At 72.6% G+C, this 24,352-nt stretch carries 24 protein-coding genes; 11 read left to right on the top strand and 13 right to left on the bottom strand.

What is annotated here, in order from left to right; genetic code table 11:
• Positions 1–431: 431 nt before the first annotated feature.
• From NP048_RS14230 to NP048_RS14220, 3 genes are all read right to left on the bottom strand, one after another.
• Complete coding sequence (locus tag NP048_RS14230; RefSeq protein ID WP_227576276.1) at positions 432–1,874, bottom strand: cellulase family glycosylhydrolase; 1,443 nt, start codon at positions 1,872–1,874, stop codon at positions 432–434.
• Positions 1,875–2,127: 253 nt separating this feature from the next.
• Complete coding sequence (acs, locus tag NP048_RS14225; protein WP_227576275.1) at positions 2,128–4,155, bottom strand: acetate--CoA ligase; 2,028 nt, start codon at positions 4,153–4,155, stop codon at positions 2,128–2,130.
• Positions 4,156–4,272: 117 nt separating this feature from the next.
• Positions 4,273–5,157 carry a hypothetical protein gene (locus NP048_RS14220; protein ID WP_227576274.1) on the bottom strand — a complete coding sequence of 295 codons (885 nt, stop codon included), beginning with the start codon at positions 5,155–5,157 and terminating at the stop codon, positions 4,273–4,275.
• Between the two features lie 260 nt (positions 5,158–5,417).
• On the opposite strand from NP048_RS14220, the gene NP048_RS14215 reads away from it, so the two are divergent.
• The 5 genes from NP048_RS14215 (at position 5,418) to NP048_RS14195 (ending at position 11,080) form a co-directional block, all read left to right on the top strand.
• Positions 5,418–6,797 carry an L-lactate MFS transporter gene (locus NP048_RS14215; RefSeq protein WP_227576273.1) on the top strand — a complete coding sequence of 460 codons (1,380 nt, stop codon included), beginning with the start codon at positions 5,418–5,420 and terminating at the stop codon, positions 6,795–6,797.
• Positions 6,794–6,967 (top strand): MFS transporter small subunit, encoded by a 174-nt coding sequence (locus NP048_RS14210; RefSeq protein ID WP_227576272.1) that lies wholly within the window; start codon positions 6,794–6,796, stop codon positions 6,965–6,967. The genes NP048_RS14215 and NP048_RS14210 overlap by 4 nt, the downstream gene beginning before the upstream one ends.
• Before the next feature lie 400 nt (positions 6,968–7,367).
• Positions 7,368–9,041 (top strand): ABC transporter substrate-binding protein, encoded by a 1,674-nt coding sequence (locus NP048_RS14205; protein WP_227576271.1) that lies wholly within the window; start codon positions 7,368–7,370, stop codon positions 9,039–9,041.
• 84 nt (positions 9,042–9,125) lie between these two features.
• Positions 9,126–10,151 carry an ABC transporter permease gene (locus NP048_RS14200; RefSeq protein ID WP_227576270.1) on the top strand — a complete coding sequence of 342 codons (1,026 nt, stop codon included), beginning with the start codon at positions 9,126–9,128 and terminating at the stop codon, positions 10,149–10,151.
• A complete protein-coding gene (locus NP048_RS14195; protein WP_227576269.1) occupies positions 10,148–11,080 on the top strand; it encodes a carbohydrate ABC transporter permease in 933 nt (310 codons plus the stop codon). The genes NP048_RS14200 and NP048_RS14195 overlap by 4 nt, the downstream gene beginning before the upstream one ends.
• 89 nt (positions 11,081–11,169) lie before the next feature.
• On the opposite strand, the gene NP048_RS14190 is transcribed toward NP048_RS14195, so the two are convergent.
• The gene (locus NP048_RS14190) at positions 11,170–12,621 is read right to left on the bottom strand and encodes an NAD-dependent malic enzyme (RefSeq protein WP_227576268.1); all 1,452 of its coding nucleotides are present in this window, start codon (positions 12,619–12,621) and stop codon (positions 11,170–11,172) included.
• A 105-nt stretch (positions 12,622–12,726) separates the two neighbouring features.
• Here NP048_RS14190 and NP048_RS14185 point away from each other — a divergent pair, with 105 nt between their 5' ends.
• Both NP048_RS14185 and NP048_RS14180 read left to right on the top strand, forming a co-directional pair.
• On the top strand, positions 12,727–13,206 hold the full coding sequence (locus NP048_RS14185; protein WP_227576267.1) for an NUDIX hydrolase: 480 nt from the start codon (positions 12,727–12,729) through the stop codon (positions 13,204–13,206).
• The gene (locus NP048_RS14180) at positions 13,203–14,087 is read left to right on the top strand and encodes a Fic family protein (protein WP_227576266.1); all 885 of its coding nucleotides are present in this window, start codon (positions 13,203–13,205) and stop codon (positions 14,085–14,087) included. The genes NP048_RS14185 and NP048_RS14180 overlap by 4 nt, the downstream gene beginning before the upstream one ends.
• 329 nt (positions 14,088–14,416) lie before the next feature.
• On the opposite strand, the gene NP048_RS14175 is transcribed toward NP048_RS14180, so the two are convergent.
• From NP048_RS14175 to NP048_RS14145, 7 genes are all read right to left on the bottom strand, one after another.
• Positions 14,417–15,253, bottom strand: coding sequence for an HAD family hydrolase (locus NP048_RS14175; RefSeq protein WP_227576265.1), 837 nt, complete (start codon positions 15,251–15,253; stop codon positions 14,417–14,419).
• Positions 15,254–15,340: 87 nt separating this feature from the next.
• Positions 15,341–15,916, bottom strand: coding sequence for a nucleotidyltransferase family protein (locus NP048_RS14170; RefSeq protein ID WP_227576264.1), 576 nt, complete (start codon positions 15,914–15,916; stop codon positions 15,341–15,343).
• The gene (locus NP048_RS14165) at positions 15,909–16,787 is read right to left on the bottom strand and encodes an ABC transporter permease (protein WP_227576263.1); all 879 of its coding nucleotides are present in this window, start codon (positions 16,785–16,787) and stop codon (positions 15,909–15,911) included. Before NP048_RS14165 ends, NP048_RS14170 begins: the two co-directional genes overlap by 8 nt.
• Positions 16,784–17,653, bottom strand: a complete 870-nt coding sequence (locus NP048_RS14160) for an ABC transporter permease (RefSeq protein WP_227576262.1) — start codon at positions 17,651–17,653, stop codon at positions 16,784–16,786. Before NP048_RS14160 ends, NP048_RS14165 begins: the two co-directional genes overlap by 4 nt.
• Positions 17,650–18,471: an ABC transporter ATP-binding protein gene (locus NP048_RS14155; RefSeq protein ID WP_227576261.1), complete on the bottom strand. Its 822-nt coding sequence runs from the start codon at positions 18,469–18,471 to the stop codon at positions 17,650–17,652. Before NP048_RS14155 ends, NP048_RS14160 begins: the two co-directional genes overlap by 4 nt.
• Before the next feature lie 7 nt (positions 18,472–18,478).
• Positions 18,479–19,564, bottom strand: coding sequence for an ABC transporter substrate-binding protein (locus NP048_RS14150; protein WP_227576260.1), 1,086 nt, complete (start codon positions 19,562–19,564; stop codon positions 18,479–18,481).
• 207 nt (positions 19,565–19,771) lie between these two features.
• Positions 19,772–20,305: a nucleoside deaminase gene (locus NP048_RS14145; protein WP_227576259.1), complete on the bottom strand. Its 534-nt coding sequence runs from the start codon at positions 20,303–20,305 to the stop codon at positions 19,772–19,774.
• Between the two features lie 104 nt (positions 20,306–20,409).
• On the opposite strand from NP048_RS14145, the gene NP048_RS14140 reads away from it, so the two are divergent.
• A complete protein-coding gene (locus NP048_RS14140; RefSeq protein ID WP_227576258.1) occupies positions 20,410–21,348 on the top strand; it encodes an XdhC family protein in 939 nt (312 codons plus the stop codon).
• Positions 21,349–21,454: 106 nt separating this feature from the next.
• Here the strand turns inward: NP048_RS14140 and NP048_RS14135 are convergent, their stop codons facing one another.
• Both NP048_RS14135 and NP048_RS14130 read right to left on the bottom strand, forming a co-directional pair.
• Complete coding sequence (locus NP048_RS14135; RefSeq protein ID WP_227576257.1) at positions 21,455–21,967, bottom strand: GNAT family N-acetyltransferase; 513 nt, start codon at positions 21,965–21,967, stop codon at positions 21,455–21,457.
• A gap of 11 nt (positions 21,968–21,978) precedes the next feature.
• Positions 21,979–22,602 (bottom strand): GyrI-like domain-containing protein, encoded by a 624-nt coding sequence (locus NP048_RS14130; RefSeq protein ID WP_227576256.1) that lies wholly within the window; start codon positions 22,600–22,602, stop codon positions 21,979–21,981.
• A 362-nt stretch (positions 22,603–22,964) separates the two neighbouring features.
• Between NP048_RS14130 and NP048_RS14125 the strand changes: the two genes are divergently transcribed.
• Genes NP048_RS14125 through NP048_RS14115 form a run of 3 tightly spaced genes read left to right on the top strand, consistent with a single transcriptional unit; the run spans position 22,965 to position 24,347 of the window.
• Positions 22,965–23,573, top strand: coding sequence for a hypothetical protein (locus NP048_RS14125; protein WP_227576255.1), 609 nt, complete (start codon positions 22,965–22,967; stop codon positions 23,571–23,573).
• Positions 23,570–23,896: a transcriptional regulator gene (locus NP048_RS14120; RefSeq protein WP_227576254.1), complete on the top strand. Its 327-nt coding sequence runs from the start codon at positions 23,570–23,572 to the stop codon at positions 23,894–23,896. The genes NP048_RS14125 and NP048_RS14120 overlap by 4 nt, the downstream gene beginning before the upstream one ends.
• A 37-nt stretch (positions 23,897–23,933) precedes the next feature.
• A complete protein-coding gene (locus tag NP048_RS14115; protein ID WP_227576253.1) occupies positions 23,934–24,347 on the top strand; it encodes a hypothetical protein in 414 nt (137 codons plus the stop codon).
• The last annotated feature ends 5 nt before the right edge of the window (positions 24,348–24,352 follow it).

Here is a 24,352-nt window from a genome sequence, read left to right as displayed (position 1 = left end):
AGACCCGCGGCCGTGAGGTGCGAGAACGCTGCGGACGCGGGCAGCACCGCCTGCCACGCAGCGACGTCCTGGGTCGCGGCACGCCGGTGGAGCGCGTGCGCGACGCGGACCCAGCCGGGCCCGCGGCTGCGCCCGACGAGCACCCCGTGCGAGCCGTCCCTGTCCACCGGACGAGCCTCACGCATGGATCAGCCGGACCGACGGGCCGCGCACCCACCTGTGGACACCGCACCCGCACGCGACGCCTGTGGTCCGGTCGGCGAGGGTGGCACGGAAGTGGTCACGTCTGCCGACCCGCGGGTGGCGGAGTGGTCACATCCGTGACCACATCCGGCGCGCTCAGTCGGAGACGGGTCGGCCCCGCCCTGGAGGGGAAGGGGGCGGGGCCGACCGGTGGACGCGCACGTGCGCGCGCCCGCTGGGGGGACCGGTCAGCGGCAGCTCACCGCGACCGCGCCGGTCGGGGCGGAGCCGGAGCCGATGAACCCGTAGGTCACGGTCTGCCCGGCACCGAGCCGGCCGTTCCAGGCCGCGTTCGTGGCCGTCACCGCGCTGCCCGTGCCGCTGAACGTGGCGCTCCACCCCTGCGAGACGGACGCACCGCCGGGCAGGGTGAAGGAGGTCGTCCAGCCGGACAGGGCGGTGGCCCCTGCCGTGACGTCGACCGTCCCCTGGAACCCGCCGGGCCACGCGTTGGACACCGTGAGCCGCGCCGTGCACGCCCCGCCGGGGCTGGTCGTGGGCGTCGCCGTGGGTGTGGGCGTGCGGGTCGGGGTGGGGGTCGGCGTGGGCGTCACGGTCGGCGTGGCGGTCGGCGTGGGCGTGACTGTCGGCGTGGGTGTGACCGTCGGCGTCGGCGTCGCACCGGAGAAGAACGTGGCCGTCCGCGCGGTCGCCTTGATGCCGTTGGTGCCGTCGAAGATCAGGGTGCCCCACGCCGTCTTCCGGGCCGGGTCGAAGTTCGTCACCATGTCGAGGTACTCGACACCGCCGCCGTTGCCCGACCACGACCAGCCGTAGTAGCCGATGCCGCGCGCGACGGCCTCCCGCATGATCGTCGCCTCGTCGGGGTTGCCGTCCGAGTGGTCGTGCCCGAACTCGCCGATGACGAGCGGCAGGCCCTGGGCCTCGAAGGCGTCCAGGTACGACGTGATGGTGGAGGCCTGGGCGTACACGCCGTACATGTGGACGGAGAACAGGGTGTTGCGCTCGGGGTCCGCGGCGGCGACGGTCCCGGCGGTGTCGCGCATGACGCCCTTCCAGTCCTGGCCCCAGTTCGGTGCGTCGACGACGATGTTGTGGCGCAGGCCGGCCGCCCGGACCTTCTTGATGGCGTTGGCCGTGTCGGTCGTCCACGCGGTGACCTGCGGCTCGTTGTTGCCCGTCGGCTCGTTGCCGATGTTGATCTGGATGAAGTCCTCGGTGCCCTGCAGCGCGGACCTCAGCGAGATGAAGTAGTCGGCGGCCGTGTCGAGGCTCACGGCGCCCGACTGCTCGCCGTAGCCGGTGGTGTCGTGGTTCTCGAGCATGCAGACCAGCTGGTTGGCCCTGCACAGGGCGATGACGCCGGCGACGTCGGTGGCGTCGTTCTCGGTCCAGCGGTCGCCGCCCGACAGCACGACGCGCAGCGCGTTGGCGCCGGCGGCCCGGATGGCGGGGATCGCCGTGGGTGTCTGCGACGTGTACCAGGTGTGCGCGTGGCTGACGCCGCGCGCGACGAACGGTGTGCCGTCCTGCTCGACGAGCCGGGCGTCGGAGATGTGCAGTCCGACGGGCTCGGCTGCGGTCGCCGTGGTGGCGGCGGTGGTGATCCCGCCGACGACCACGAGTGCGGTCGCGCAGGCTGCTGCCGCGCGCAGGGAGGTGCTCTTCATCGACTTCCTCGTTCCGCGAAGGTGTCCGGGGGGCACGCGTCGACGCCGACGTGCGGCGGGGACGGGGGTGCGGCCGTCAGAAAACCAGCAGGCCCCAGGCCCCTCCATCGGTGAAGCGTTTCGCCGCGACATCGGCGAAGCGCGTCTCCCCGGGGTCCGGCGCGGGACGCGCGCGGAGGTCCGTCGGCCCGGTGCCCGGGACGGCGGACGGCCCGGGACGACGTGCGTCCCGGGCCGTCACGACGGACCGCTCTCAGTCCTCCGACGACGCGACCGGCGTGGCCAGTCCCTGGGCGATGAGGTCCATGACCGACGAGTCGGCCAGGGTCGTCGAGTCCCCGACCTGCCGGTGCTCCGCCACGTCACGCAGCAGGCGCCGCATGATCTTGCCGGACCGGGTCTTGGGCAGCTCCGCCACGACGAGGATCTGTCGCGGCTTGGCGATCGGGCCGATCTCCTTGGCGACGTGCGTGCGCAGCGTCTCCTGGACTGTCGCGGCGTCGGCCGCGTTGCCCTCGACGACGTCGCTGCGCAGGATGACGAACGCGACCACCGCCTGCCCGGTCGTCTCGTCGGTCGCACCGACCACGGCCGCCTCGGCCACCCACGGGTGCGAGACGAGCGCCGACTCGATCTCCGTGGTCGACAGCCGGTGGCCCGACACGTTCATGACGTCGTCCACCCGACCCAGCAGCCAGATGTCGCCGTCGTCGTCCTTCTTCGCGCCGTCCCCGGCGAAGTAGATGCCCTTGAAGCGGGACCAGTACGTGTCCTTGTAGCGCTCCGGGTCGCCCCAGATGCCGCGCAGCATCGACGGCCACGGCTCGGTGAGCACGAGGTAGCCGCCGCCCCCGTTCGGCACCGGCTGCGCGTCGTCGTCGACGACGTCCGCGGCGATGCCGGGCAGGGGCACCTGCGCCGAACCGGGCTTGGCCGCGGTGACGCCCGGCAGCGGGCTGATCATGATCGCGCCCGTCTCCGTCTGCCACCACGTGTCGACCACCGGGGTGCGGTCCGCGCCGATGACCCGGCGGTACCACATCCACGCCTCGGGGTTGATGGGCTCGCCCACCGACCCGAGCACGCGCAGCGAGGACAGGTCGAAGTTGCTCGGGATCTCCTCGCCCCACTTCATGCAGGTGCGGATCGCCGTGGGTGCCGTGTACAGGATCGTCACGCCGTACTTCTGCACGATCTCCCACCAGCGCCCGCGGTGCGGGGTGTCGGGCGTGCCCTCGTAGATGACCTGCGTCGCGCCGTTGAGGAGCGGTCCGTAGACGACGTACGTGTGCCCGGTGATCCAGCCGACGTCGGCGGTGCACCAGTACACGTCCGTCTCCGGCTTGAGGTCGAAGACGTTGAGGTGCGTGTACGCGGCCTGCGTGAGGTACCCGCCGGTCGTGTGGAAGATGCCCTTCGGCTTCCCCGTGGTGCCGGATGTGTAGAGGATGAACAGCGGGTGCTCGGCGTCGACGTCCACCGGCGTGTGCTCGGGCGACGCCGCCTCGACGGCGTCGTGCCACCAGACGTCCCGGTCCGGCGTCCACTCGACCGACTGGCCCGTGCGACGCACGACGAGCACGTGCGCGACGCTCGGTGCGCCCTTCGCGAGCGCCTCGTCGACCGCCGGCTTCAGCGCCGACGGCTTGCCGCGGCGGAACCCGCCGTCGGCGGTCACGACGAGCTTCGCCTCGGCGTCCAGGATGCGTGAGCTGAGCGCCTCGGCCGAGAAGCCGCCGAACACCACGGAGTGCGGCGCGCCGATGCGCGCGCACGCGAGCATCGTGACGACCGCCTCGGGGATCAGCGGCAGGTAGATCGCCACGCGGTCACCCGTGCGCACGCCCAGCGTGGTCATCGCGTTGGCGGCCCGCGAGACCTCGCGCTGCAGGTCGGCGTACGTCAGCGTGCGGGTGTCGCCGCCCTCACCCTCGAAGTGCAGGGCGACGCGGTCGCCCCGGCCCTCCTCCACGTGGCGGTCCACCGCGTTGTACGCGGCGTTGAGGCGGCCATCGGCGAACCACCGGGCGAACGGCGCGTCCGACCAGTCGAGGGTCTGCGTGAACGGCGTCGACCACGTCAGCAGCTCACGCGCCTGGTCGGCCCAGAACCCGGTGCGGTCGGCGTTCGCCCACGCGTAGGTGTCGGCGGTGGCGTTGGCCTGGGCGGCGAACTCCGCCGACGGAGGGAAGCGACGCTCCTCCGACAGCAGGTTCTCCAGGCCGTGGGCGCCCGGGGAGTTCGGTGGTGCGTCGGTCAGTGCGGCAGACGGTTCGGTCACGGTGTCTCCTACGCAGCGGCTTCGGTGCGATGGTGGGGCTGACCTGTGCGGTCCTCGTCAGGGGACCTTAGTCCTGGTCGTCCGGTTCGCGCACCGTGCCGCCGGTGACGTGTTGCCTCAGGCCGCTCTGTTGCGCTCGCGGAAGGTGCCCAGACGCACGCCGTGCCGCCGCGCGAGCGCGGTGATCGCACCACCGGCGAGCAGCAGCACGCCCGCGACCATCGTGGTGCCGGAGGTGCCCGCGACGGTGACCTGCGTGACCGTCAGGCTCCAGGCGTCCGCGTCGACAACCTCGAGCGTGGTCGCGCGCGCGATGCCCGGGGCGTACAGCTGCAGCCCTCCCAGCACCCCCAGCAGCAGCCCCGCGGTGACGGGCACGGCCGCGGTCCACAGGCCCAGCACGAGCAGCGCCGCGAGGATCAGCACGCCCGCGCTGACCAGCACGATCCCGAGCAGCTCGAGCGACGCGTCCCAGCCCTCGACCTGGACGTCGAGGATGCGGCTCTGCCCGAGCAGCAGCAGGCCGATCGCAGCAGGGGCGAGCACCAGGCCGACCAGCACCCCCAGCACGTGCGTGCCGGTGTGCGGCGTGCGCGGCGCGTGCGGGTCGGGGAAGAGCTCGTCGTCGCTCCCGGTCCGCTCGTGCCCGTCGTCCCGACGGCCGCGGGTGTCGGTGGGCGTGTCCCCGGTGCGCGTCGTCGCGGCGGTGGTGTCGCCCGCGGCGGCACCGGGGCCGGCGGAGGCCTCCGCCGTCGCGTCCGGTCCGGGCGTCACCGACCGTGCCGTGCCCGGGCGGGCGACCGGGTCGGGTCGCTCGCTCCCGGGTGTCGAGGGGTCCGCGGGCTCGGGCGGGGTGGGAGCGGGCCGCTGCACGGCGTGGCGCCCCGTGTCGGTGTCGAGCGCTTCGGTCGGCGTCGTGCCCGTGTCGGTGTCGGGCGCTTCGGTCGGCGTCGCACCCGTGCCGACGGCGTCGTCGGGTCGCTGGGGGTCCGTGGTGCTCACGCGTGCTCCTCGGGGTCGCGGGGCGCGTCGGCGACGCATGCCCGGCCACGGTATTGCGCCCGGCCGGTGTGCGCCTCGCGGCGCGCGGGCCGTGGGCCCAGGACCTACGTCCCTGAGCCTGCTCGCGGAGCCGGTGGAGCGGAGCGGAGGGCCCACCGTCGGCCTGACCTGGCGTGACGTTGGTCCCCCGGTACCCCATCGCCGCCACTCCACGATGTGCGTCACGCCCGACGGCGGGCACAGACGTGGGAGGAGTCACTATGGGGTGGCTGGACAAGAGTCGAACGGTCGCACCGCGCGGCTACAACCGGTGGCTCGTGCCGCCTGCCGCCCTCGCGGTTCACCTGTCGATCGGCCAGGTGTACGCGTTCTCGGTGTTCAAGAACCCGCTGCTCGACCGCTTCGGGACCAGCCACACCTCGGTGGCCGTCATCTTCTCGATGGCGATCGTCATGCTCGGCCTGTCGGCCGCGTTCGGTGGCAAGTGGATGGAGCGCAACGGCCCGCGCAAGGCGATGGTGCTGTCGACCATCTGCTGGGTGACCGGGTTCCTCGTGGCGGCGCTCGGCGTCTCCGTCGGCCAGCTGTGGGTCGTGTACCTCGGGTACGGCCTCATCGGCGGCATCGGCCTGGGCATCGGCTACATCTCGCCGGTGTCGACCCTCATCAAGTGGTTCCCCGACCGTCCGGGCCTGGCCACGGGCCTGGCGATCATGGGGTTCGGGGGCGGTGCGCTCGTCGCCTCGCCACTGACTGCCAAGCTGCTCGAGACGTACGCGCCCACGCCGTCCGAGGCGATCGTGCCGACGATGCTCACGCTCGCGGCGATCTACGCGGTGCTCATGACGTGCGGTGCGGTCACGATCCGCGTCCCGGAGCCCGGCTGGCGGCCTGCCGGCTGGACCCCGTCCGTCGCCGGCACCAACCGCATGCAGTCGCACGCGGACGTGCGGGTCGCCAACGCGGTGCGCACGCCCCAGTTCTACCTGCTGTGGATCGTGCTGTTCACCAACGTCACGGCCGGTATCGGGATCCTCGAGCAGGCGTCGCCGATGATCCAGGACTTCTTCCCAGCGGTCACCGCCGCGACCGCCGCCGGGTTCGTCGGCATGCTCTCCCTGGCGAACATGGGTGGGCGGTTCGTCTGGTCGACCACGTCCGACAAGCTGGGCCGCAAGCGGACCTACATCATGTACCTGGGCGTGGGGGCGCTGCTGTACGGCTGCCTCGCGGCCGTCGGTGCCTCGGCGGTCGGCCTGTTCGTCGGGCTGACGTTCGTGATCGTCAGCTTCTACGGCGGCGGCTTCGCGACGATCCCCGCGTACCTCAAGGACCTCTTCGGGCAGCTCGAGGTCGGGGCCATCCACGGGCGCCTGCTCACCGCGTGGTCCGCGGCGGGCATCGCCGGACCGCTGATCGTCAACGGCATCGCCGACGCGCGCAGCGCGCAGGGTGTCACCGGTGCCGCGCTGTACCTGCCGTCGCTCGTCACGATGTGCGGGGTGCTCGTCGTGGGCTTCGTCGCCAACATGCTCGTCCGCCCGGTCGCGGCACGCTTCCACGAGCCCGTCGCCGACGCTGCCGTCGTCACGCCCGCCGAGCCCGTCGGGGTCGGCGCCACCACCGAGGAGACCCGATGACCACCACCCAGCAGCCGCGCACGGACGAGCCCGTCGCCACGGACGACGTCGCCACGGTGACGGGTGCGCCCGTGCGTGCCATGGCGCTCGCGCTGTGGGTCGTGGTCGGCTCGCTCCTCACGTACGGGGTCGCCCAGACCGCCCTGAAGGCTGCCGCGCTCTTCGGCTGAGACCGCGCGGCCACGCGCCGCCGTCGCGCATCCGCGCGACGGCGGCGCTGCTGTGCGTCCGGGGCGGTCGCGCGATCTCTCGACGGGCCTGCGGGACCCGTCCGAACCGGTACATTTGCCCGCGTCCGGCGCGAGGGAGCGATCCCACGAAAGGTCGTCATCTGTTCGTTATCGCAGGTCCTTGACTGGGCCCCACCCCGACGCCTAGCGTCCCGACACATCGACGGCTGTATCGTTAATACTCGGTACATGTCACGATGTTTTCCGACATGCCGCCGGCGATGATGCCGGCGGTCCTCGGGCCGACGACGTACCGCACACAGGCGGGGTCGCCGGTGCTCGTTCCCTGCTCCAACGCCCGGGTCGTGGCCTGGGACGGATCTCGAAGAGGAGAGCCCTGATGGCACGTGCGGGATACCTGGCAGGACGGCGGACGCGCTCGGCGCGAGCTGCCGGTGCGCTGACGCTGGTGGGTGCGCTAGCGCTTGCCGCCTGCGGCGGCGGGGACGGCGGGGACACCACCGCCGACGGTGAGTCGAAGGACCTGGAGTGCTCCTCCGAGTCGGTCGCCGACGAGCAGTGGAAGGCCGCCGAGCCGCGTGAGTTCTCGCTGCTCTGGACGGACTGGGCCGACTACCCGATCACGGACACCTGGGAGTTCTTCGACGAGGTCGAGAAGCGGACCAACGTCAAGCTCAAGCTCACCAACATCCCGTTCAGCGACGCGACCGAGAAGCGCAGCCTGCTGATCAGCGCCGGCGACGCGCCGCAGATCATCCCGCTCGTCTACACGGGCGAGGAGCGCCAGTTCGCGGCCTCCGGCGCCGTGGTGCCGCTGAGCGACTACGCCGACTACATGCCCAACTTCAAGAAGTACACGGAGGAGTGGGACCTCGTCGACATGGTCGACGACCTCCGCCAGGAGGACGGCAAGTACTACATGACGCCGGGCCTCCAGGAGGTCTCCGTCCCCACCTTCACGCTCATCATCCGCAAGGACGTGTTCGACGAGGTCGGCGCCCCGGCGCCCGAGACCTGGGAGGACCTGCAGGAGGGCCTCGAGCTCATCAAGGCCAAGTACCCGGACTCCCTGCCGCTGGCTGACGGCTTCGAGGCCTGGTCGATGATCAACTACGCCGCGCACGCGTTCGGCACGGTCGGCGGCTGGGGCTTCGGCGACGGCGCCTGGTGGGACGAGGACGCCGGCGAGTTCGTCTACGCCGCGACGACCGACGGCTACAAGGACATGGTCACGTACTTCCGTGGGCTGTACGACGCCGGGCTGCTCGACGGGGAGTCCTTCACCGCGGCCAACGACGGCGGCGGCACGGTCGTCGAGAAGGTCGCGGCCGAGAAGGTCTTCGCCTTCTCGGGCGGCTCGTGGACCGTGCAGGAGTTCGGCACGGCGCTCGAGGCTGCCGGTGTCACGGACTACGAGCTCGTCCAGATCGCACCCCCGGGTGGCCCGGCCGGCGACGTCGTCGAGCCGCGCAACTTCTGGAACGGCTTCATGCTCACCGCGGACGCGGCGAAGGACGAGAACTTCTGCGACCTGCTCCACTTCACGGACTGGCTGTACTACAACCCCGAGGCCCGTGACCTGATCCAGTGGGGCGTCGAGGGCACGCACTTCACGAAGGAGGACGGCAAGTACACGCTCGAGCCGGACTTCACGCTCAAGACCCTCAACCTCAACCCGTCGGGCACGATCGACATCAAGAAGGACCTCGGGTACGCCAACGACGTCTTCGCCGGCTCGACCGAGTCGCGCGAGCTGAAGGAGTCGTACAACGTCCCGGCGTACGTCCAGTACATCGACGACGTGCAGTCCAAGCGCACGCCGCGTGACCCGTTCCCGCCGCACCCCCTCGACGAGGCGGAGCTCGAGCAGTCGTCGCTGCTCGGCACGCCGCTGAAGGACACGGTCGACACGGGGACGCTCGAGTTCATCCTCGGGCAGCGCGACCTCTCGGAGTGGGACTCCTTCGTGTCCCAGCTCGAGGGCCAGGGCCTGCAGAACTACATGGACCTCATCAACGGCGCGTACAAGCGTGCCGCTGAGGCCAACGGCTGAGCCCACGCTCGACGAGGTGCGGTGGGTCGGTCCCTGCGGGGACCGGCCCACCGCACCACCGATCCGCTCACGAAGGAGTGAGACATGAGCGCTGCTCACGCGACGGGTGACGCACCAGCTACGACCGTCCAGGCACCACCGGGCGGCACCGCGCCGCCGAAGGTGGCGGGCGAGGAACCCGGCGGTACCGGACGACTGAAGGCGCGCAAGATCGGGTGGGGACACACGATGCGTCGCGACTGGGTGCTCTACGCGATGGCACTCGTCCCGGTGCTGTTCCTGCTGCTCTTCCGGTACGTGCCGATGTTCGGCAACATCATCGCCTTCCGACGGTTCCGCCCCGGTGGCAGCATCATCGGTGACGAGTGGGTCGGCATGCGGTATGTCGAGCTCTTCCTGAACGACCCGAACTTCTGGAACGTCTTCACCAACACGGTCATTCTCGGCGGACTCACGCTGCTGTTCTGCTTCCCGCTGCCGATCGTCCTCGCGCTGCTGCTCAACGAGGTCCGCAAGACGACCTTCAAGCGCGTGATCCAGTCGATCTCCTACCTGCCGCACTTCCTGTCGGTGGTCATCGTCGTCGGCATGGTGATGCAGCTGCTGTCGCTGCAGGGCACCGTCAACCAGCTCATCGAGGCGACGGGCGGGGAGGCGATCCCGTTCCTGCAGCGCGCCGAGTGGTTCCGCACGGTCTACGTCGGCTCCGAGATCTGGCAGACCGTCGGCTGGGGGACGATCCTCTACCTCGCCGCCCTGACCACGGTGGACGCCTCGCTGTACGAGGCCGCTCGCATCGACGGCGCGGGCCGGCTGCGCCAGACGTGGCACGTCACGCTGCCGGGCATCCGGCCGACGATGATCACGCTGCTCATCCTCAACATCGGCCTGTTCCTCAACGTCGGTTTCGAGAAGGTCCTCCTCCTGTACAACCCCCTGACCTACGCCACCGGTGACGTCGTCTCGACGTACCTCTACCGCGTCGGTCTCGTGTCCAACAACTTCAGCTATGCGACGGCCATCGGCCTGTTCCAGGCGATCATCGGCCTCGTGATGATCCTCTCTGCGAACTTCCTGTCGCGACGAGTGGTGGGAGCAAGCCTGTGGTGACCCAGAGCGCACTCACGGCCACGCCGGAGGTCGGTGCAGGAAAGTCCGTCGGACCCCGCGACTCGCGTGGGTACAAGGCATTCACCTGGTTCAACGGCACATTCCTCGTGCTGCTGTCCGGGCTCATGCTGTACCCGTTCGTGACGGTGCTCGCGCAGTCCTTCAGCAGCGCCGGCGCCGTCAAGGCCGGCATGGTCAACGTGGTGCCGATCGGCTTCAACATCGACACCTACAAGGTCGTCATCGCGAACGACCTGTTCTGGTCGTCGTACCGCAACACCATCGTGTACACGCTCGTCGGCACGACCATCGCCATGGTCCTGACGACGCTGCTGGCCTACGTGCTGGCCAGGAGACACCTGCGGGGGCGCAACGTCCTGATCGGCATCGCCGTGTTCACGATGTTCTTCAACGGCGGTCTGATCCCCAACTACGTGCTCATCCAGACCCTCGGGCTGAAGAACACGATGTGGGCGGTCGTGCTGCCGGGCGCGATCTCGGTGTTCAACCTGCTGGTCATGAAGTCCTTCTTCGAGAACATGCCGATGGAGCTGGAGGAGGCTGCGCAGATCGACGGCCTCGGCTGGTGGGGGATCTTCCGCCGGATCGTGCTGCCGCTGTCGAAGGCGGTCCTCGCGACGATGATCCTGTTCTACGCGGTGGCGATCTGGAACGACTGGTTCGCCGCGTTCCTCTACCTGGACAAGCAGGAGCTGTTCCCGGTGACGCTGTACCTGCGCAACATGATCGCGGGTGCCTCGTCGACGGCCTCCCAGGGCGCGGCTGCCGCCGGGTCCACCAAGGAGGCGATCTCGGCGAACATCCAGGCCGTGACGATGATCCTGACGATCATCCCGATCCTGTGCATCTACCCGTTCGTCCAGCGGTACTTCGTGTCCGGCATCATGCTCGGCTCCGTCAAGGGCTGACCACGACGCCGGCCGGCGGGCGGCACGTCCGCCGGCGAGCACGACAGCACGCGACCCCGGCGAGGACTCCTCGCCGGGGTCGCGTGCGTTCAGGCTCCGGCGGCGCGGACCGTCGCGATGGCTCCGGTGTCGGGCCGGGCGTGCGCGGCACCGGCCTCGGCCTCGGCCGCGGCGCGGACGGCGGCGGCGACGGCGGTCGTCGCCTCGGGGTTGAAGACGCTGGGGACGATGTAGGTCGGATTGAGCTCGTCCGGGTGCACGACGGACGCGAGAGCGCGCGCAGCGGCGAGCAGCATCGACTCCGTCACGGACCGCGACTGTGCGTCGAGCAGCCCTCGGAAGACGCCGGGGAAGGCCAGCACGTTGTTGATCTGGTTCGCGAAGTCCGAACGACCCGTGCCCACGACCGCCGCGTGACGGGCCGCGTCGTCGGGGTCGACCTCGGGGCGGGGGTTGGCGAGGGCGAACACGATCGAGTCGGGCGCCATCCGGGCGACGTCGTCACCGGTGATGACGTCGGGCGCGGACAGGCCGATGAAGACGTCGGCGCCGGCGACCGCGTCCCGCAGCGTGCCCGTCACGCCGCGCTGGTTGGTCGCCTCCGCGGTCCAGCGCAGCGCGGGGCTCAGGCCGGGCCGGTCACGGTGGATCACGCCGTCGACGTCGGCGACGACGACGTCCCGTGCGCCCGCGGCGAGCAGCAGCTTGAGCACCGCGGTCCCCGCCGCCCCGGCGCCCGACATCACGACCCGCACCTCGCCGATGCGCTTGTCGACGACCTGCAGGGCGTTCTCCAGCGCCGCGACCACGACGATCGCCGTGCCGTGCTGGTCGTCGTGGAAGACCGGGATGTCGAGCCGCTCGCGCAGCCGGCGCTCGATCTCGAAGCAGCGCGGCGCCGAGATGTCCTCGAGGTTGATCCCTGCGAACACCGGTGCGATCGCCACCACCGTCTCGACGATGCGGTCGACGTCCGTGGTGTCCAGGCAGATGGGGAAGGCGTCGATGTCGGCGAACCGCTTGAAGAGCACGGCCTTGCCCTCCATGACGGGCAGCGCCGCCAGCGGGCCGATGTCGCCCATGCCCAGCACGGCGGTGCCGTCGGTGACGACCGCGACGGTGTTGCGCTTGATCGTCAGGCGGCGCGCGTCCTCGGGGTGGTCGGCGATCGCCTGGCAGACACGGGCGACTCCCGGGGTGTACGCCATCGACAGGTCGTCACGGTTGCGCAGCGGCACCTTCGACTCGATGGACAGCTTGCCGCCCAGGTGCATGAGGAAGGTCCGGTCGGAGACCCGCTGGACGACCACGCCGTCGAGCCCCTCGAGGGCGCTGACCACGTCGGCCGCGTGCGCGGTGTCGCGGGTCGCGCACGTGACGTCGACCGTCATCGTCTCGTGGAAGGACGCCGTGACGTCCAGCGCGGTCACGATCCCCCCGGCGCGCTCGATGGCCGTGGTGAGGTCCGAGACGGCGGTGGGCCGGGCCTGCACCTCCAGCCGGGCGGTGATGGACGACGACACGGACGGCGCGGAGACCATGCGGCCATTGTGGCGGTTCGAGGGCCGGTGTCGCCTTTCGACGCCCCGTCGACGTGGTCGCGCTCGGTCCGGGCCGGGGCCGGTGGCGGCGCGTAGCATCGGCGCGTGCCCGTCCCCCCCTTCGTCCTGGCCCTGCGTGAGCGTGTGGGGCACGACCTGCTCTGGTTGCCGGGCGTGACCGCGGTCGTGCTGCGCGAGGACGGCCCCCGGCCGCAGCTGCTGCTCGTGCGCCGGTCCGACACCGGTGAGTGGACGCCCGTGACGGGGATCGTCGACCCGGGGGAGGAGCCGGCCGCCGCCGCCGCGCGGGAGGTGCTCGAGGAGGCCGACGTCGTCGTGACGGTGCAGCGGCTCGCGCAGGTGGGTGTCGTGGGGCCGGTGGTGTACGACAACGGTGACCGCTCGCAGTACGTGGACCTGACGTTCCGGTGCCGCTGGGTCTCGGGCGACCCCTTCCCGGCCGACGGTGAGAACACCGACGCCCGGTGGTTCGACCTCGACGCGCTGCCGGTGATGTCGGGGTCGATGTCCGCCCGCGTCGCCGCGGCGCTCCCCGCGCGCGGCGAGGCGCTGTTCACCGCATGAGCGGCTCGCCGGACGCGATCGGGCCGGGTGACGCGCACGGGCCCCTGCCCGCCGACGCGCTCGCGGCCGTCGCCGGGCTGCCGGGCGTGGCTGCCGCGGTGGACCTCGCGCGCGCGGCGTGCGAGGAGCTGCGCTGGCACGAGGCGTTCCGGCGTCGGTGGCGTGAGGTGCGGGCCGAGGCGGGGCTGCGGGCGGCGGCGGCCTCGGCAGCCCTCGACGGCGCGCCCGTCGGCGTCGAGGTGCTGCGCACCTGGGCGACCGGCACGGCGGCACCCGCCGGGGGCCTCGATGCGGTCGCCGCGGGTGCGCTGCGCGCGCAGGCGGTCGTCGAGGCGCAGCTCCCGGCACTCGGGTCGCGTGACCCGGGGCCGGGCGTCCCTCTGCCGCAGGTGCTGGCGCGGCTGCACGCCGCCGCCGCGGCCGACGTGCTGCCGGCGGATGAGGTCGGGCGGCCGCGCAGCGGACCTCCGGGCGATCTGCGCGGACTCGGGGCGGCGCCGGCACCCGGGGTGGCGGCGGCGCGCGTCACGGGTGTGCTGCGCGACGCCGCGGCCACCCGGGCGCCGGCCCTCGTCGTCGCGGCGGTGGTGCACGCGGAGCTGCTGACGGCCCGGCCGTTCGCGGGGGCCAACGGTGTCGTCGCGCGTGCCGCCGCGCGCCTGGTGGGGACGCGCACGGGGCTCGACCCGACGGGCTCGGTGCTGCCGGAGGTCGTCTGGCAGGGGGGCCCGTCGGCGTACCTCGCCGCGGCCGCGCGGTACGCGACGGGTGAGGCCGACGCCGTGGCGCAGTGGGTCGTCGCGTACGGGCAGGCCGTCTCCGGCGGGGCCGGGTATGCGCGGCTCGTCGCCGACGAGGTGCTCGCAGGGCGGCGCGCGTAGATCGCTGGTCGCGACGGGGACGTCGGGACCAGGACGACCGCGCGGACCGGTGCCGCGTCGTTCCTGGCGCAGAAACGGACGGCGGCGCCCCTCGGGACGCCGCCGCCGTACTGAGGACCGACGGGAGTGATCAAGCGGGCAATATCATGGTTCGCTCCGGGACCAGCCCGGTCGACCTGCCCATAGGTGGGCTACGCCGCCCGTGGGTTCCCCCGCGGTCGTTCAGTTGTGGGTCTTTCCTACACCCGGTCGTGCGCATGGGCAACGACCGCAGGCGTATTCGCAGGTCAGCGCTGAAGATTCGGTCGCATGGCGAGATCTGCGTACCGTCAGGCGGACCGTCGGCGCCGTCGCCACCACACCAGCAGGAGCACGACCAGTGCAGCCCCCGTGAGGACCGCGCCCGTCGTCACCCGCACCTGCGTGTCGTGCCGGCGCAGCGGCACCGGCCGGCGGAACGTCAGCACGTCCCAGCCCTGGTCGGTGGCGAGTCGACGCAGCGCACGGTCCGGGTTCACGACGTGCGCGTGGCCGACGGCCGCCAGCATCGGCGCGTCCGTGACGGAGTCGGAGTACGCCGAGCAGGCGGCGAGGTCGTACCCGCGAGCCTCCGCGAGCTCCCGGATCGCGACGGCCTTGTTCTCGCCGTACGCGTAGAAGTCGATCCCACCGGTGTAGCGGCCGTCCGCCACGGCCATCCGCGTCGCGATGACCGCGTCCGCGCCCAGCATCTGCGCGATCGGCTGGACCACCTCGGCGCCGGACGCCGACACCACCACGACGTCGTGGCCCGCCGCGTGGTGGGCGGCGATGAGGTCGACGGCCTCGGCGTAGACGGTCGGGTCGATCGACTCGTGCAGCGTGTCGCGCACGATCGTCGACACCTGCTCGACGTCCCACCCCACGACGGACCGGGAGAGGGCCGCGCGCAGGCGTTCCGTCGACGTCTCGCCCGCGCCGCCGAGGAGGTAGGCGAGCTGTGCGTAGGCGGACACCACCACGGAGCGTCGGGTCAGCAGACCCTCCGCGAGGAAGCCCCGGGAGAAGGCGGTGGCCGACGACGTCGCGATGATCGTCTTGTCGAGGTCGAAGAACGCGGCCACGCGCGGGTGCCGCGCGCGGTGGTGCGCGCGCTGCGACGTGGCGGCGGGTTGCTGGTCGACCATGACGCTCCGCAGGGGCCGGGGGCAAGGACGAGGACCTGACCTGCGCGAGCGTAGCGGCGACGTCCGACAGGCGCGTGCGTTCCGGTGTCAGTCCGGGGTGTCGCGGTCGCGACCGCCGGGCAGGTCGGTGCAGTCGACGTCGACGGCCGGGTGCGTCAGCAGGTAGCCGCGCGCGCCCGCGTCACCGTGCAGGTGGTCGCGCAGCGGGGCCCAGTGGTCGCGGCCGACGAGCACGGGGTGGCCCGGCGCACCGGCGAAGACGGCGCGTCGCAGGTCACGCGGACCGACGGGAGCGGCGGTCACGCGGGCCACCGCACGGTCGTCGAGGTCGGGCAGGTCGACGAGGGTGACGACGACGGCCACGTCGCCGCGCGCGCCGGAGGAGCCGGGGGAGCCGGTGAGCCCCGCCGCGAGGGACGCGCCCATGCCGGTCGGCCAGTCCGGCGCCACGACGACCTCGGCGCCCGGCGGCACGAGCGCGCGTGCCTCGTCGGCCGCCGCCCCGAGGACGACACGGACGCGGGCGCAGCCGCCGCCGAGCAGCGCGTCGTGCGCGCGCCACAGCCACGGCACTCCCTCGGGCGTCGTGCACAGCGCCTTGGGTCGCCCCATGCGCGTCCCGGCCCCGGCGGCCAGGACGAGCCCCAGCAGCGGTTCAGGCACGCCCGGCCGACGGCCCGAACCGCTCGAGCACCCACTGCTCGAGCAGCTGCGCGATCGTGTAGAGGACGAGCGACGCCAGCGTGACGACGACGACCAGCGCCCACACCTTGGTGTTCTGGGCGCGGCCGACGGCGGACACGACGCCGTACCCGATGCCGCCGCCGGTGGCGAGCCACTCGGCGATGAGCGCGCCCGTGACCGCACCCGGCACGGAGATCCGGACGGCGGCGAAGACCGCCGGCAGCGCCGCGGGCAGCTGCACCAGGCGCAGCACGGTCCGCGGCCCGCCGCCCAGGACGGTGACGACGTCACGCATCTGCGGGGACGCCGAGCGCAGCCCCAGCACGATGGTCACGAGGGCCGGGAACAGCACGACGATCCCGCTCATGACGGCGACCGAGGCGACGCCCCGCCCCACGAGCAGCACGATGATCGGGGCGAGCGCGATGAGCGGCACGGAGCGCAGCAGCATCGCCACCGGCATGATCGCTCCTTCCGCGGTGCGGGACAGCACGATCGCGGCAGCCAGCACGAGCGCCGCCGCCATCCCGACGACGAAGCCGATCGACGCGTCCGTGAGGGTCACGCCGAGCAGCCCCAGGACCTCCGTGCGGTGCTCGCCCGCGTCGACGTCCGTCACGAGGTACTCCCACACCTGCGCGGGTCCCTTGCCGACGTACGGCGAGACGTCGAACACCGCGAGCAGGGTCGTCCACGTGATGAGCACGACGGCGGTCGTCGCGGCGGCGTCGAGCAGCACGCGGCCCACGCGTCGCCACGCGGGGTGGGAGCGCGCCACGGCGGCAGGCCCGGCGACCCCGGGTGCCGCCACGGGAGGCTCGGCGGGGGCGTGGGTCAGGGGTGCGCTCACGACGCGCCCCCGTCCGCCGCGCTGCCGCCCGCCGACCAGGGCGTGACGACCCGCGCGAGCACCGCGAACAGCGCGTAGCCGGCACCGGCGAGCAGCGCGCACACCAGGGCGATGCCCCACGCGCGCTCGGCGTTCAGGGACTGCCCGGCGTTGACGAGCGCCGGCCCGACGCCGCGGTCCACGCCCCCGATGTACTCGCCGAGGATCGCCCCCAGCAGGGCGGCCGGCGCGGCCACCTGCAGCGCGCCGATGATGCCGGGCAGCGCCGCGACGAGCCGGACCCGCACGAGCTGCTGCCACCGCCCCCCGCCGAAGACGGTCACGACGTCGAGGCTCGCCGGGTCGGCCGACCGGAAGCCCAGAACCGCCCCCACGACGGTCGTGAAGAACACCGAGAGCGCCGCGAGCACGACCGCCGTACCGGACGGCTCGCCCGACGGTGGTGGCCCGATGACGATGTAGAGGATCGGGGTGATCGCGACCAGCGGCAGGCAGTAGCTGATGACGGCGACCTGCATGATCAGCCGCTCGAGCGCGGGCACGAGCAGCACCAGCGAGGCCAGCAGCAGCGCCAGGCCGTTGCCGACGACGAAGCCCCGCGCGGCCTCCTCGAGCGTGATCGACAGGTGGGCGACGTAGAACCCCACGCCGTCGTCGGCGAACCCCTGCACGACGCCCACGGGTGTGGGCATCGTGGTGCCGGCCAGGACGGTCACGGCAGCGAGCCACCAGAGCGCGACGACCCCGACGACGCCGACCGCACCGGGCGCCCACCGCCGGGCCAGTGCACCGACGCCCCGGGAGGTCCGGCGCGGGGGAGCCGAGGTCGCGTCGGGCATCCCCACCTCGCCCGTCACGACGCTCACGCGTCCGCCCCGCCGCCGAACAGGAGCTCGGAGGCGTGGTCGTGCAGCGCGTGGAACTCGGGGGTGCGCATCATCTCGGGCGTCCGCGGCCGCGGGAGATCGACGTCGAGGACCTCCTTGACCCGCCCGGGCCGCGCGCTCATCACCGCGACCTGGTCCGACAGGAAGATCGCCTCCGAGATGCCGTGCGTCACCATGAGCGTGGTCGCGGGCTTCTCGGTCCAGATGCGCAGGAGCTCGAGGTTGAGACGCTGGCGCGTCATGTCGTCCAGGGCCCCGAACGGCTCGTCGAGCAGCAGGACCGACGGCTGCACGACGAGGGCGCGGGCGATCGAGACGCGCTGGCGCATGCCGCCCGAGAGCTGCGCGGGCTTGGCCTTCTCGAACCCCTCGAGCCCGACGAGCCGCACGAGGTCGGCGACGAGCGCACGGTCGACGGGCGTGCCCACGACCTCGAAGGGGAGGCGGATGTTGGCCTCGACGCTGCGCCACGGCAGCAGCGCGGCGTCCTGGAACGCGATGCCGAGCGCGTGCTCGGCCCGCAGCTCGACGGGGGTGCGGCCCTCGACGAGCGCCGTGCCCGTGGTGGGCTCCTCGAGACCGGCGAGGATCCGCAGGATCGTCGACTTGCCGCACCCCGACGGGCCGAGCAGCGACAGGAAGCTGCCCTTGTCGGTGAACAGGGTCGTGTCCTGCAGCGCGGTCACGTGGCGGCGACCCGTCGTGAACGTCTTGCCGAGGCCGTCGAGGCGCACGCCGGTGCCCAGCGGACCCGTGGGGGTCCGCCGGGCACCGGCGTCGTGCTGCACGTCCGTCAACGTCGGCTCACTTCGCCAGGTCCGGCTGCTCCTCGAGCAGCTCGGTCAGGAGCGAGAGGTCGAACAGGTCGTCGGCCTCGAGGTCGATGCCTGCCGCGGCCAGCGTCCGCAGGTTCTGCTCGATGAGGTCGTCGGAGATGGTGAACAGGCCGTTCTCCTTCGTCTCGTCGGTCACGATCAGGTCGATCTGGATCGTGGCCTGCTGGACCTCCTTCTCCATGTCGAGCTCCTGGTCCGCCCCGTACTCCTCGACGGCGAGGCGAGCGCCCTCCTCGGGGTCGGCGACGGCGTCCTTCCACCCACGGATCTCGGCGGCGAGGAAGGCCTTCACCTTCGCCGGCTCGTTCGCGATCATCTCCTCGGTCGTCACGACCGACTCGGCCACGAACGGCAGGCCGTTGTCCGCGAACAGCAGGTTGGTGACCGGGTTGCCCTCGGACTCGACCGTGATGGCCTCGTTCGTCACGTACGCGAGGAACCCGTCGACCTCGCCGTTGACGAGCGGCGACGGGTCGTACTCGACGGGCACCTTGGTGACCTCCGCCGGGTCGATCTCGTTGATCACGAGCAGGGCGTCGAACAGCGCCTCGTTGGGGCCGGCCTGGACGCCGATCTTCTTGCCCTTGAGGTCGTCGGCCGTCGCGATGTCGGCGCCGTCCTTCAGCGACAGGATCGTGAACGGGTTCTTCTGGAAGGTCGTGCCGACGATCTTCAGCGGCGCGTCCTCCTCGGCGACGACCTGGCCGACGGAGATCGCGTTCGACAGCCCGAAGTCGGCGCCCCCGGACAGCACGATCGACTCGGTCGCGCCGGGCCCGGCGTTGAGGGTCACCGAGCTGAAGCCCGCGTCGGCGAAGTAGCCATTGCTGTCGGCGAAGAACTCACCCGCGAACTCGGCGTTCTTGATCCACGAGAGCTGGACCGTGATGGCGCCGTGGTCGGCGGCGCCCGTCGCGTCCGGGTCCGCGTCGGCCGGCTCGGCGTCGGCACCCGAGGAGCAGGCGCCGAGGGCGAGAGCGAGGGCGACGCCCGCCGCCGCGAGGGCGGCTCGGCGCGAGCGACGGCCGGGCCGGGGCTGCTGGGGGAGGGTCATCGGCACTCCATCTGGGACGGGCGAGGGGGCTCGCGCGGTGTCGTGGAACGCGCAGCAGCTGCTGCGGTGAAACAGGTGTTGCGCGCGGTGACGCTACGGACGCGGCGTGTCGGCCCGTGACGCGATTCGTGTCCCAGGTGTAAACGAGCCGCCGTCCCGGTCACGGTTCGGTCTCGGTCGGGCGTCCAGGACGCGCCGACACGCCCGTCAGTAGTCCGTGCGCGCCGCGTGCGTGAGCCACGCGTCGAACGGGAGCGCGGACTCCGGCAGCCGCAGCTCGTCCACGCGCGTGCGGTCCCACGTGCCGCGGTCGCGCCCGAACAGCTCGTAGAACGCGGAGTCGTCGAACCCGCCGCGGCTCGCGTCGTGCCGGTCGGCGCTGAACACGACGCGGTCGAGCCGCGCCCACAGGCAGGCCGCGAGGCACAGGGGGCACGGCTCGCACGACGTGTAGAGGGTCATGCCGTCGAGGGTGAACGTGCCCGCGGCGCGGCACGCCGCCCGGATCGCCTGGACCTCGGCGTGCGCGGTGGGGTCCAGGTCACGCGTGACACGATTCTGGCCCACGGCCACCTCGACGCCGCCCGCGACGACGACGGCACCGAACGGGCCGCCCCCGTCCGCGACGTTCGCGGTGGCGAGCCCGACCGCCCGGCGCAGCCACCGGGCGTCCACCTCGGCCGACGGGCGGGGCACCTCGGTGCTGACGGCGGCGCCCACGGGGTCCACGACGATCGACATGGCAGGTCCTCTCGTTGTCTGCCGTCGATCGTGCGGCCGCGCTGTTTCGGCGTCGTTACCCCCGCGCGCCAGTTCTCGAAACAATCATTTCGTAGCGTCACGTCATGCTCGACCAGGCCGCGGAGATCTGCCGTCGCCTCGACGCCGGTCAGCGCGTCGCGGCGGCCACGGTCGTGCGCGTCGAGGGCAGCGCGCCGCGCGCGGTCGGGTCGTCGTTCGTCGTGGGGTCCGACGGGACCGTGGCGGGCAGCGTGTCCGGCGGGTGCGTGGAGTCGGACCTCGTCGAGCGCTGCCGGGGGGTGCTCGACGGTGGCCCGGCCCACGTCGTGTCGTACGGGGTCGGCGACGACCTGGGCGGGCCCGGCCTGACGTGCGGCGGCACGATCACGGTGCTCGTGCACGAGGTGTCGGCGCTGGCGGCGGGTGCGCTGCACCAGGTGCGGCGGGCGGCTGAGGGCCTCGACGCGTGCGTCGCGCTCGACGGCGACGGCCGCGCCTGCACCGACGACCCGCTGGTCACCCTGCGCACGCCGGCCGCGCACCCGCTGCTCGTCGTCGGGGCCAGCGAGCACGCCGTGGCGCTCACCCGTCTGGCGGCGACCTGCGGGTTCGCCGTCACCGTGCTCGACCAGCGCCCGCTGTTCGCGACGAAGGAGCGGTTCCCCGACGCGTACGCCGTGGTCCGGGACTGGCCCGACCGCTGGCTCGCGTCGCACCCGCTCACCGCCGCGCACGCCGTCGCAGTCCTCACGCACGACGAGCGCGTCGACGTCCCGACCCTGACCGCCGCCCTCGCGTCACCGGCGCGGTACGTCGGGGCGATGGGGTCGCGGACCACGCACGCCCGCCGGGTCGAGGCGATGCGCGCCGCGGGGGTCGGCGCGGACGCGCTCGCGCGGCTGCGCTCGCCCATCGGCCTGGACCTGGGCGGCTCGACGCCGGAGGAGGTCGCACTGTCGATCCTGGCGGAGGTCGTGATGACCCGGCACGCCGCGACCGGCCGACCCTTGTCGACGACGGCCGGCCCGGTCCACGGTCGCTGACCCACCGCGCCGGCCGCGAGACCGGGCTCAGGTCGCTCACGGCGGCCCGTCAGCCACCTCAGCCCGGTCTCGCGGCGTGCCCGTCCCCCCACATGGACACCAGGGGTCAGCGGGCAGCGTCGACGGGGAGGCGGCGGCGCCGCCAGACGACGTCGAGGGCCCGGTCGCCCGACGGGCTCGGGTCGACGCGCTCCACGATGAAGCCCTCGCGCTCGTAGAAGGCCGCCGCCCGGGTGTTCGCGGCGACGTGCTCGACGCACAGGTCGGTGACCTCGGGTGACAGCCGACGGACGAGGCCGTCGATGAGCCGTGGCCCGAGCCCGTGGCCCCGGAACGCCGGGTCGACGTACAGCTTGTACACGACGTGGTCGGCGCCGTACCGCCCGCGCTGCCCGACGCCGACGCACGCACCGTCGACGTCGGCGACCACGACGCACCCGGCCTCGACCCCGGCGGCGACGTAGGTCGGGTTCCACCAGTCGCGGACCTGCGCGTCGGCCGCCTCGGCACCGATGAGCGGCGCGTAGTGCGGCCGGACGTGCTCCTGGCCGAACGCGCAGATCGCTGCGACGTCCGCGGGACGGGCGTCGCGGACGAGGGGGACGGTCGCCGGGGGCATCGACGGCTCCGTCACGATGCCTCGACCGGTGCGACCGGCTGACGCAGGATCGTGCGCAGGCGTTCGGGTGCCGTGCGGCGGGCGTCGCTCAGGTAGATCTCGTGGTGCGTGCCCGTCATGCGCAGACCGTGGGCGGGGAGGAACTCGTGGTGCATCGCGTCGAGCACCGGGGCCTCGGCGTCGTAGGGGCCGACGTGCAGGGTCTGCACCGCGAGTCCCTCGTCGAGCGCGTCCACACGGATCACCTCGATGAGGGGTGCGCTGCCCTTGCGGGCCACGGCGGCACGGGCGGTCTGGACGTGCTCGGCGGTGATCCAGTCGGGCACCAGGCTGAGCAGGGTCCAGTCCCACCGGGACTTGTCGCGTCGGGCGGTGAACGCGGCCATGTCGTCGGACCACCACAGGCCCTCGAGCGGCGGGACCCCGTAGTCGCGGTCGAGCTCACGCTTGCTGAGGAACTTCAGGGTGTACGCGAGCGGGTAGATCGAGCTCAGGGCGTCGCGGTACGCGTCGGACGTGTTCGGGTCGCCGTGCCCGTCGACCATGAGGTACCGCAGGGGCGGGACCGTGACGACGTCGAACCGGCCGCGCGTCGCGCGGTACGTGGGCGTCTCCTTGACGAGGTCGACCTTCACGGTGGGCACCTCCGCGTCCGCGACCGGATCATGTGACCACGTCCAGCCCGGCAAACCGTAGCCCAGGAGCCCGGCAGACTGTAGCTCTGTCCCCGCTGACCTGCGCAGATGCTCAGAACCATTTCCGTGCGCAGACGACCGTCACGACGGCCGCAGGGAGACGGGATCGTCTCGAGCTCTCGCCACCAGCGCGGTCGGGTCGGGCACTGGGTCGGAGGGCGCGGTCTTCACGGTGACGTGCTGCGCGCCGGGGTCGGGTGGGCCCGCGCGCAGCTCGCCGCCGCCGGGGGTCTGCCGACCCCGGCGGAGTAGTCGGGCCGTTCCGCGACGACAGCGGTCATCCCCGAACGGCGGAGCGCCCGTTGACGGCAGTTGCTCTGCTGTGCAGAGTAAGCGTCGTGCAGAACCTCCCGGACTACCTCGACGACGTCCGCCGACGGGAGCGCGCCGCGCGCCACACGGACTCCCTCGTGCTCGCCGTCCACGCGGTGGCGCTCGGCGTGCTGTCGTTCGCACGCGGCATGCCGGGGAGCCGGCCCGGGCTGTGGCAGATCGCCGTGCCCGCCGTCGTCTACGGCCTGCTCTGGATCGTCGTTCGGGCGCGGGAGCGGGCGACCGGCATGGGGGGCGGGCGCGACGGGTTCGGCGCCGCGGCGGTCCTCGCGCTCGCGCTGGCGCTCTTCTTCCCGTTCTCGGCGATCGCCGCGTTCATGGTCGGCCCCGCGGCGTTCCTCGGGCTCGGTCTCGTCGCCCTCGGGCTGCGGCGCCGCAGCCGCAGGCTCTGGTGCCCGGGCCTGGCGCTGGTCGTCCTCGGCCCGCTGGTGCAGCTCTACACGGTCGACAACCACGTCGTCTTCCTCGGTCCGCAGCCGGGGGTCGTCGTCCTCGCGCTCCTGGCGGTCCTGCTCGCCGTCGGCAGCCTCCGGGCCTTCGCCGCGGAGCGGGCCGTCCTGGTCGGCCCCCGTCCGTGAGCGACGCCGACCGCCACCCTCTCGCCGACCTCGACGAGACCGTCCACCAACGGGCGCGGCTCGGCATCCTCGCCGTCCTGGCCGAGCACGAGGAGGCCGACTTCACGCGCCTCAAGCGCGCGCTCGGCCTGACGGACGGCAACCTCGGCCGGCACCTGGAGGTGCTCGTCGACGCCGGGCACGTGGAGCTCCGCAAGGGATCCGACGGCCGACGCGCGCGGACGTGGGCGCGGATCACACCGCAGGGCGAACGTGCCCTCACGGCCGAGGTCGACCTCCTGCGGCGGCTGCTGCGCCTCGACGCCCCGCCGGGCACCCGATGACCCCCCACCTCTGCGCGCCCCCCACCGAGGAGACCCGATGACCCGCCGCCCCCGCACGCTCACCCTCGTCGCCGGGGCGCTGCTCGCGCTCGCGCTGGCGTACCTCGCCCTGTCGATGGTCCTCGCGCGTCCCCAGGTGACCGGTGCGTCCTTCAGCGCCGCGGAGGTCGGGACGGCCCCGGAGGCCCAGCGGCGCGCGCTGGCGGACGGCGTGGTCACCCTGCCGGAGATGGTGGCCGCCTGGGAAGCCGATCGCGCCTGCCTCCAGGCCGCGGGGTACGACCCCGGACCCGCTGGCGTCGACGGGCCCGGCACCGGCTTCGAGGTCGAGGTCGACTACTCCGACGAGGCCGACCCGGAGGCCGCTGACCAGACCTTCCAGCAGGCGCACCGGGAGTGCGCCGATGAGCACTCGGCGCTCGTCGCGCGCGCCTTCGCGGCGCAGCCCTGACCCGG

It is taken from the genome of Cellulomonas xiejunii (assembly GCF_024508315.1).
Taxonomy (GTDB): Bacteria; Actinomycetota; Actinomycetes; order Actinomycetales; family Cellulomonadaceae; genus Cellulomonas; species Cellulomonas xiejunii.
The sequence above is the reverse complement of the archived record's forward strand: the minus strand, read 5'-3'. Positions and strand labels throughout refer to the sequence as shown.

Excerpts from the sequence above, each read along its gene's own strand:
- NP048_RS14210 (WP_227576272.1), top strand. The coding sequence starts at position 6,794 with ATGACCACCACCCAGCAGCCGCGCACGGACGAGCCCGTCGCCACGGAC.
- NP048_RS14215 (WP_227576273.1), top strand. The coding sequence starts at position 5,418 with ATGGGGTGGCTGGACAAGAGTCGAACGGTCGCACCGCGCGGCTACAAC.
- NP048_RS14205 (WP_227576271.1), top strand. The coding sequence starts at position 7,368 with ATGGCACGTGCGGGATACCTGGCAGGACGGCGGACGCGCTCGGCGCGA.
- NP048_RS14145 (WP_227576259.1), bottom strand. The coding sequence starts at position 20,305 with ATGTCGATCGTCGTGGACCCCGTGGGCGCCGCCGTCAGCACCGAGGTG.
- NP048_RS14115 (WP_227576253.1), top strand. The coding sequence starts at position 23,934 with ATGACCCGCCGCCCCCGCACGCTCACCCTCGTCGCCGGGGCGCTGCTC.
- NP048_RS14230 (WP_227576276.1), bottom strand. The coding sequence starts at position 1,874 with ATGAAGAGCACCTCCCTGCGCGCGGCAGCAGCCTGCGCGACCGCACTC.
- NP048_RS14135 (WP_227576257.1), bottom strand. The coding sequence starts at position 21,967 with ATGCCCCCGGCGACCGTCCCCCTCGTCCGCGACGCCCGTCCCGCGGAC.
- NP048_RS14190 (WP_227576268.1), bottom strand. The coding sequence starts at position 12,621 with ATGGTCTCCGCGCCGTCCGTGTCGTCGTCCATCACCGCCCGGCTGGAG.
- NP048_RS14180 (WP_227576266.1), top strand. The coding sequence starts at position 13,203 with ATGAGCGGCTCGCCGGACGCGATCGGGCCGGGTGACGCGCACGGGCCC.
- NP048_RS14140 (WP_227576258.1), top strand. The coding sequence starts at position 20,410 with ATGCTCGACCAGGCCGCGGAGATCTGCCGTCGCCTCGACGCCGGTCAG.
- NP048_RS14175 (WP_227576265.1), bottom strand. The coding sequence starts at position 15,253 with ATGGTCGACCAGCAACCCGCCGCCACGTCGCAGCGCGCGCACCACCGC.
- NP048_RS14150 (WP_227576260.1), bottom strand. The coding sequence starts at position 19,564 with ATGACCCTCCCCCAGCAGCCCCGGCCCGGCCGTCGCTCGCGCCGAGCC.
- NP048_RS14200 (WP_227576270.1), top strand. The coding sequence starts at position 9,126 with ATGAGCGCTGCTCACGCGACGGGTGACGCACCAGCTACGACCGTCCAG.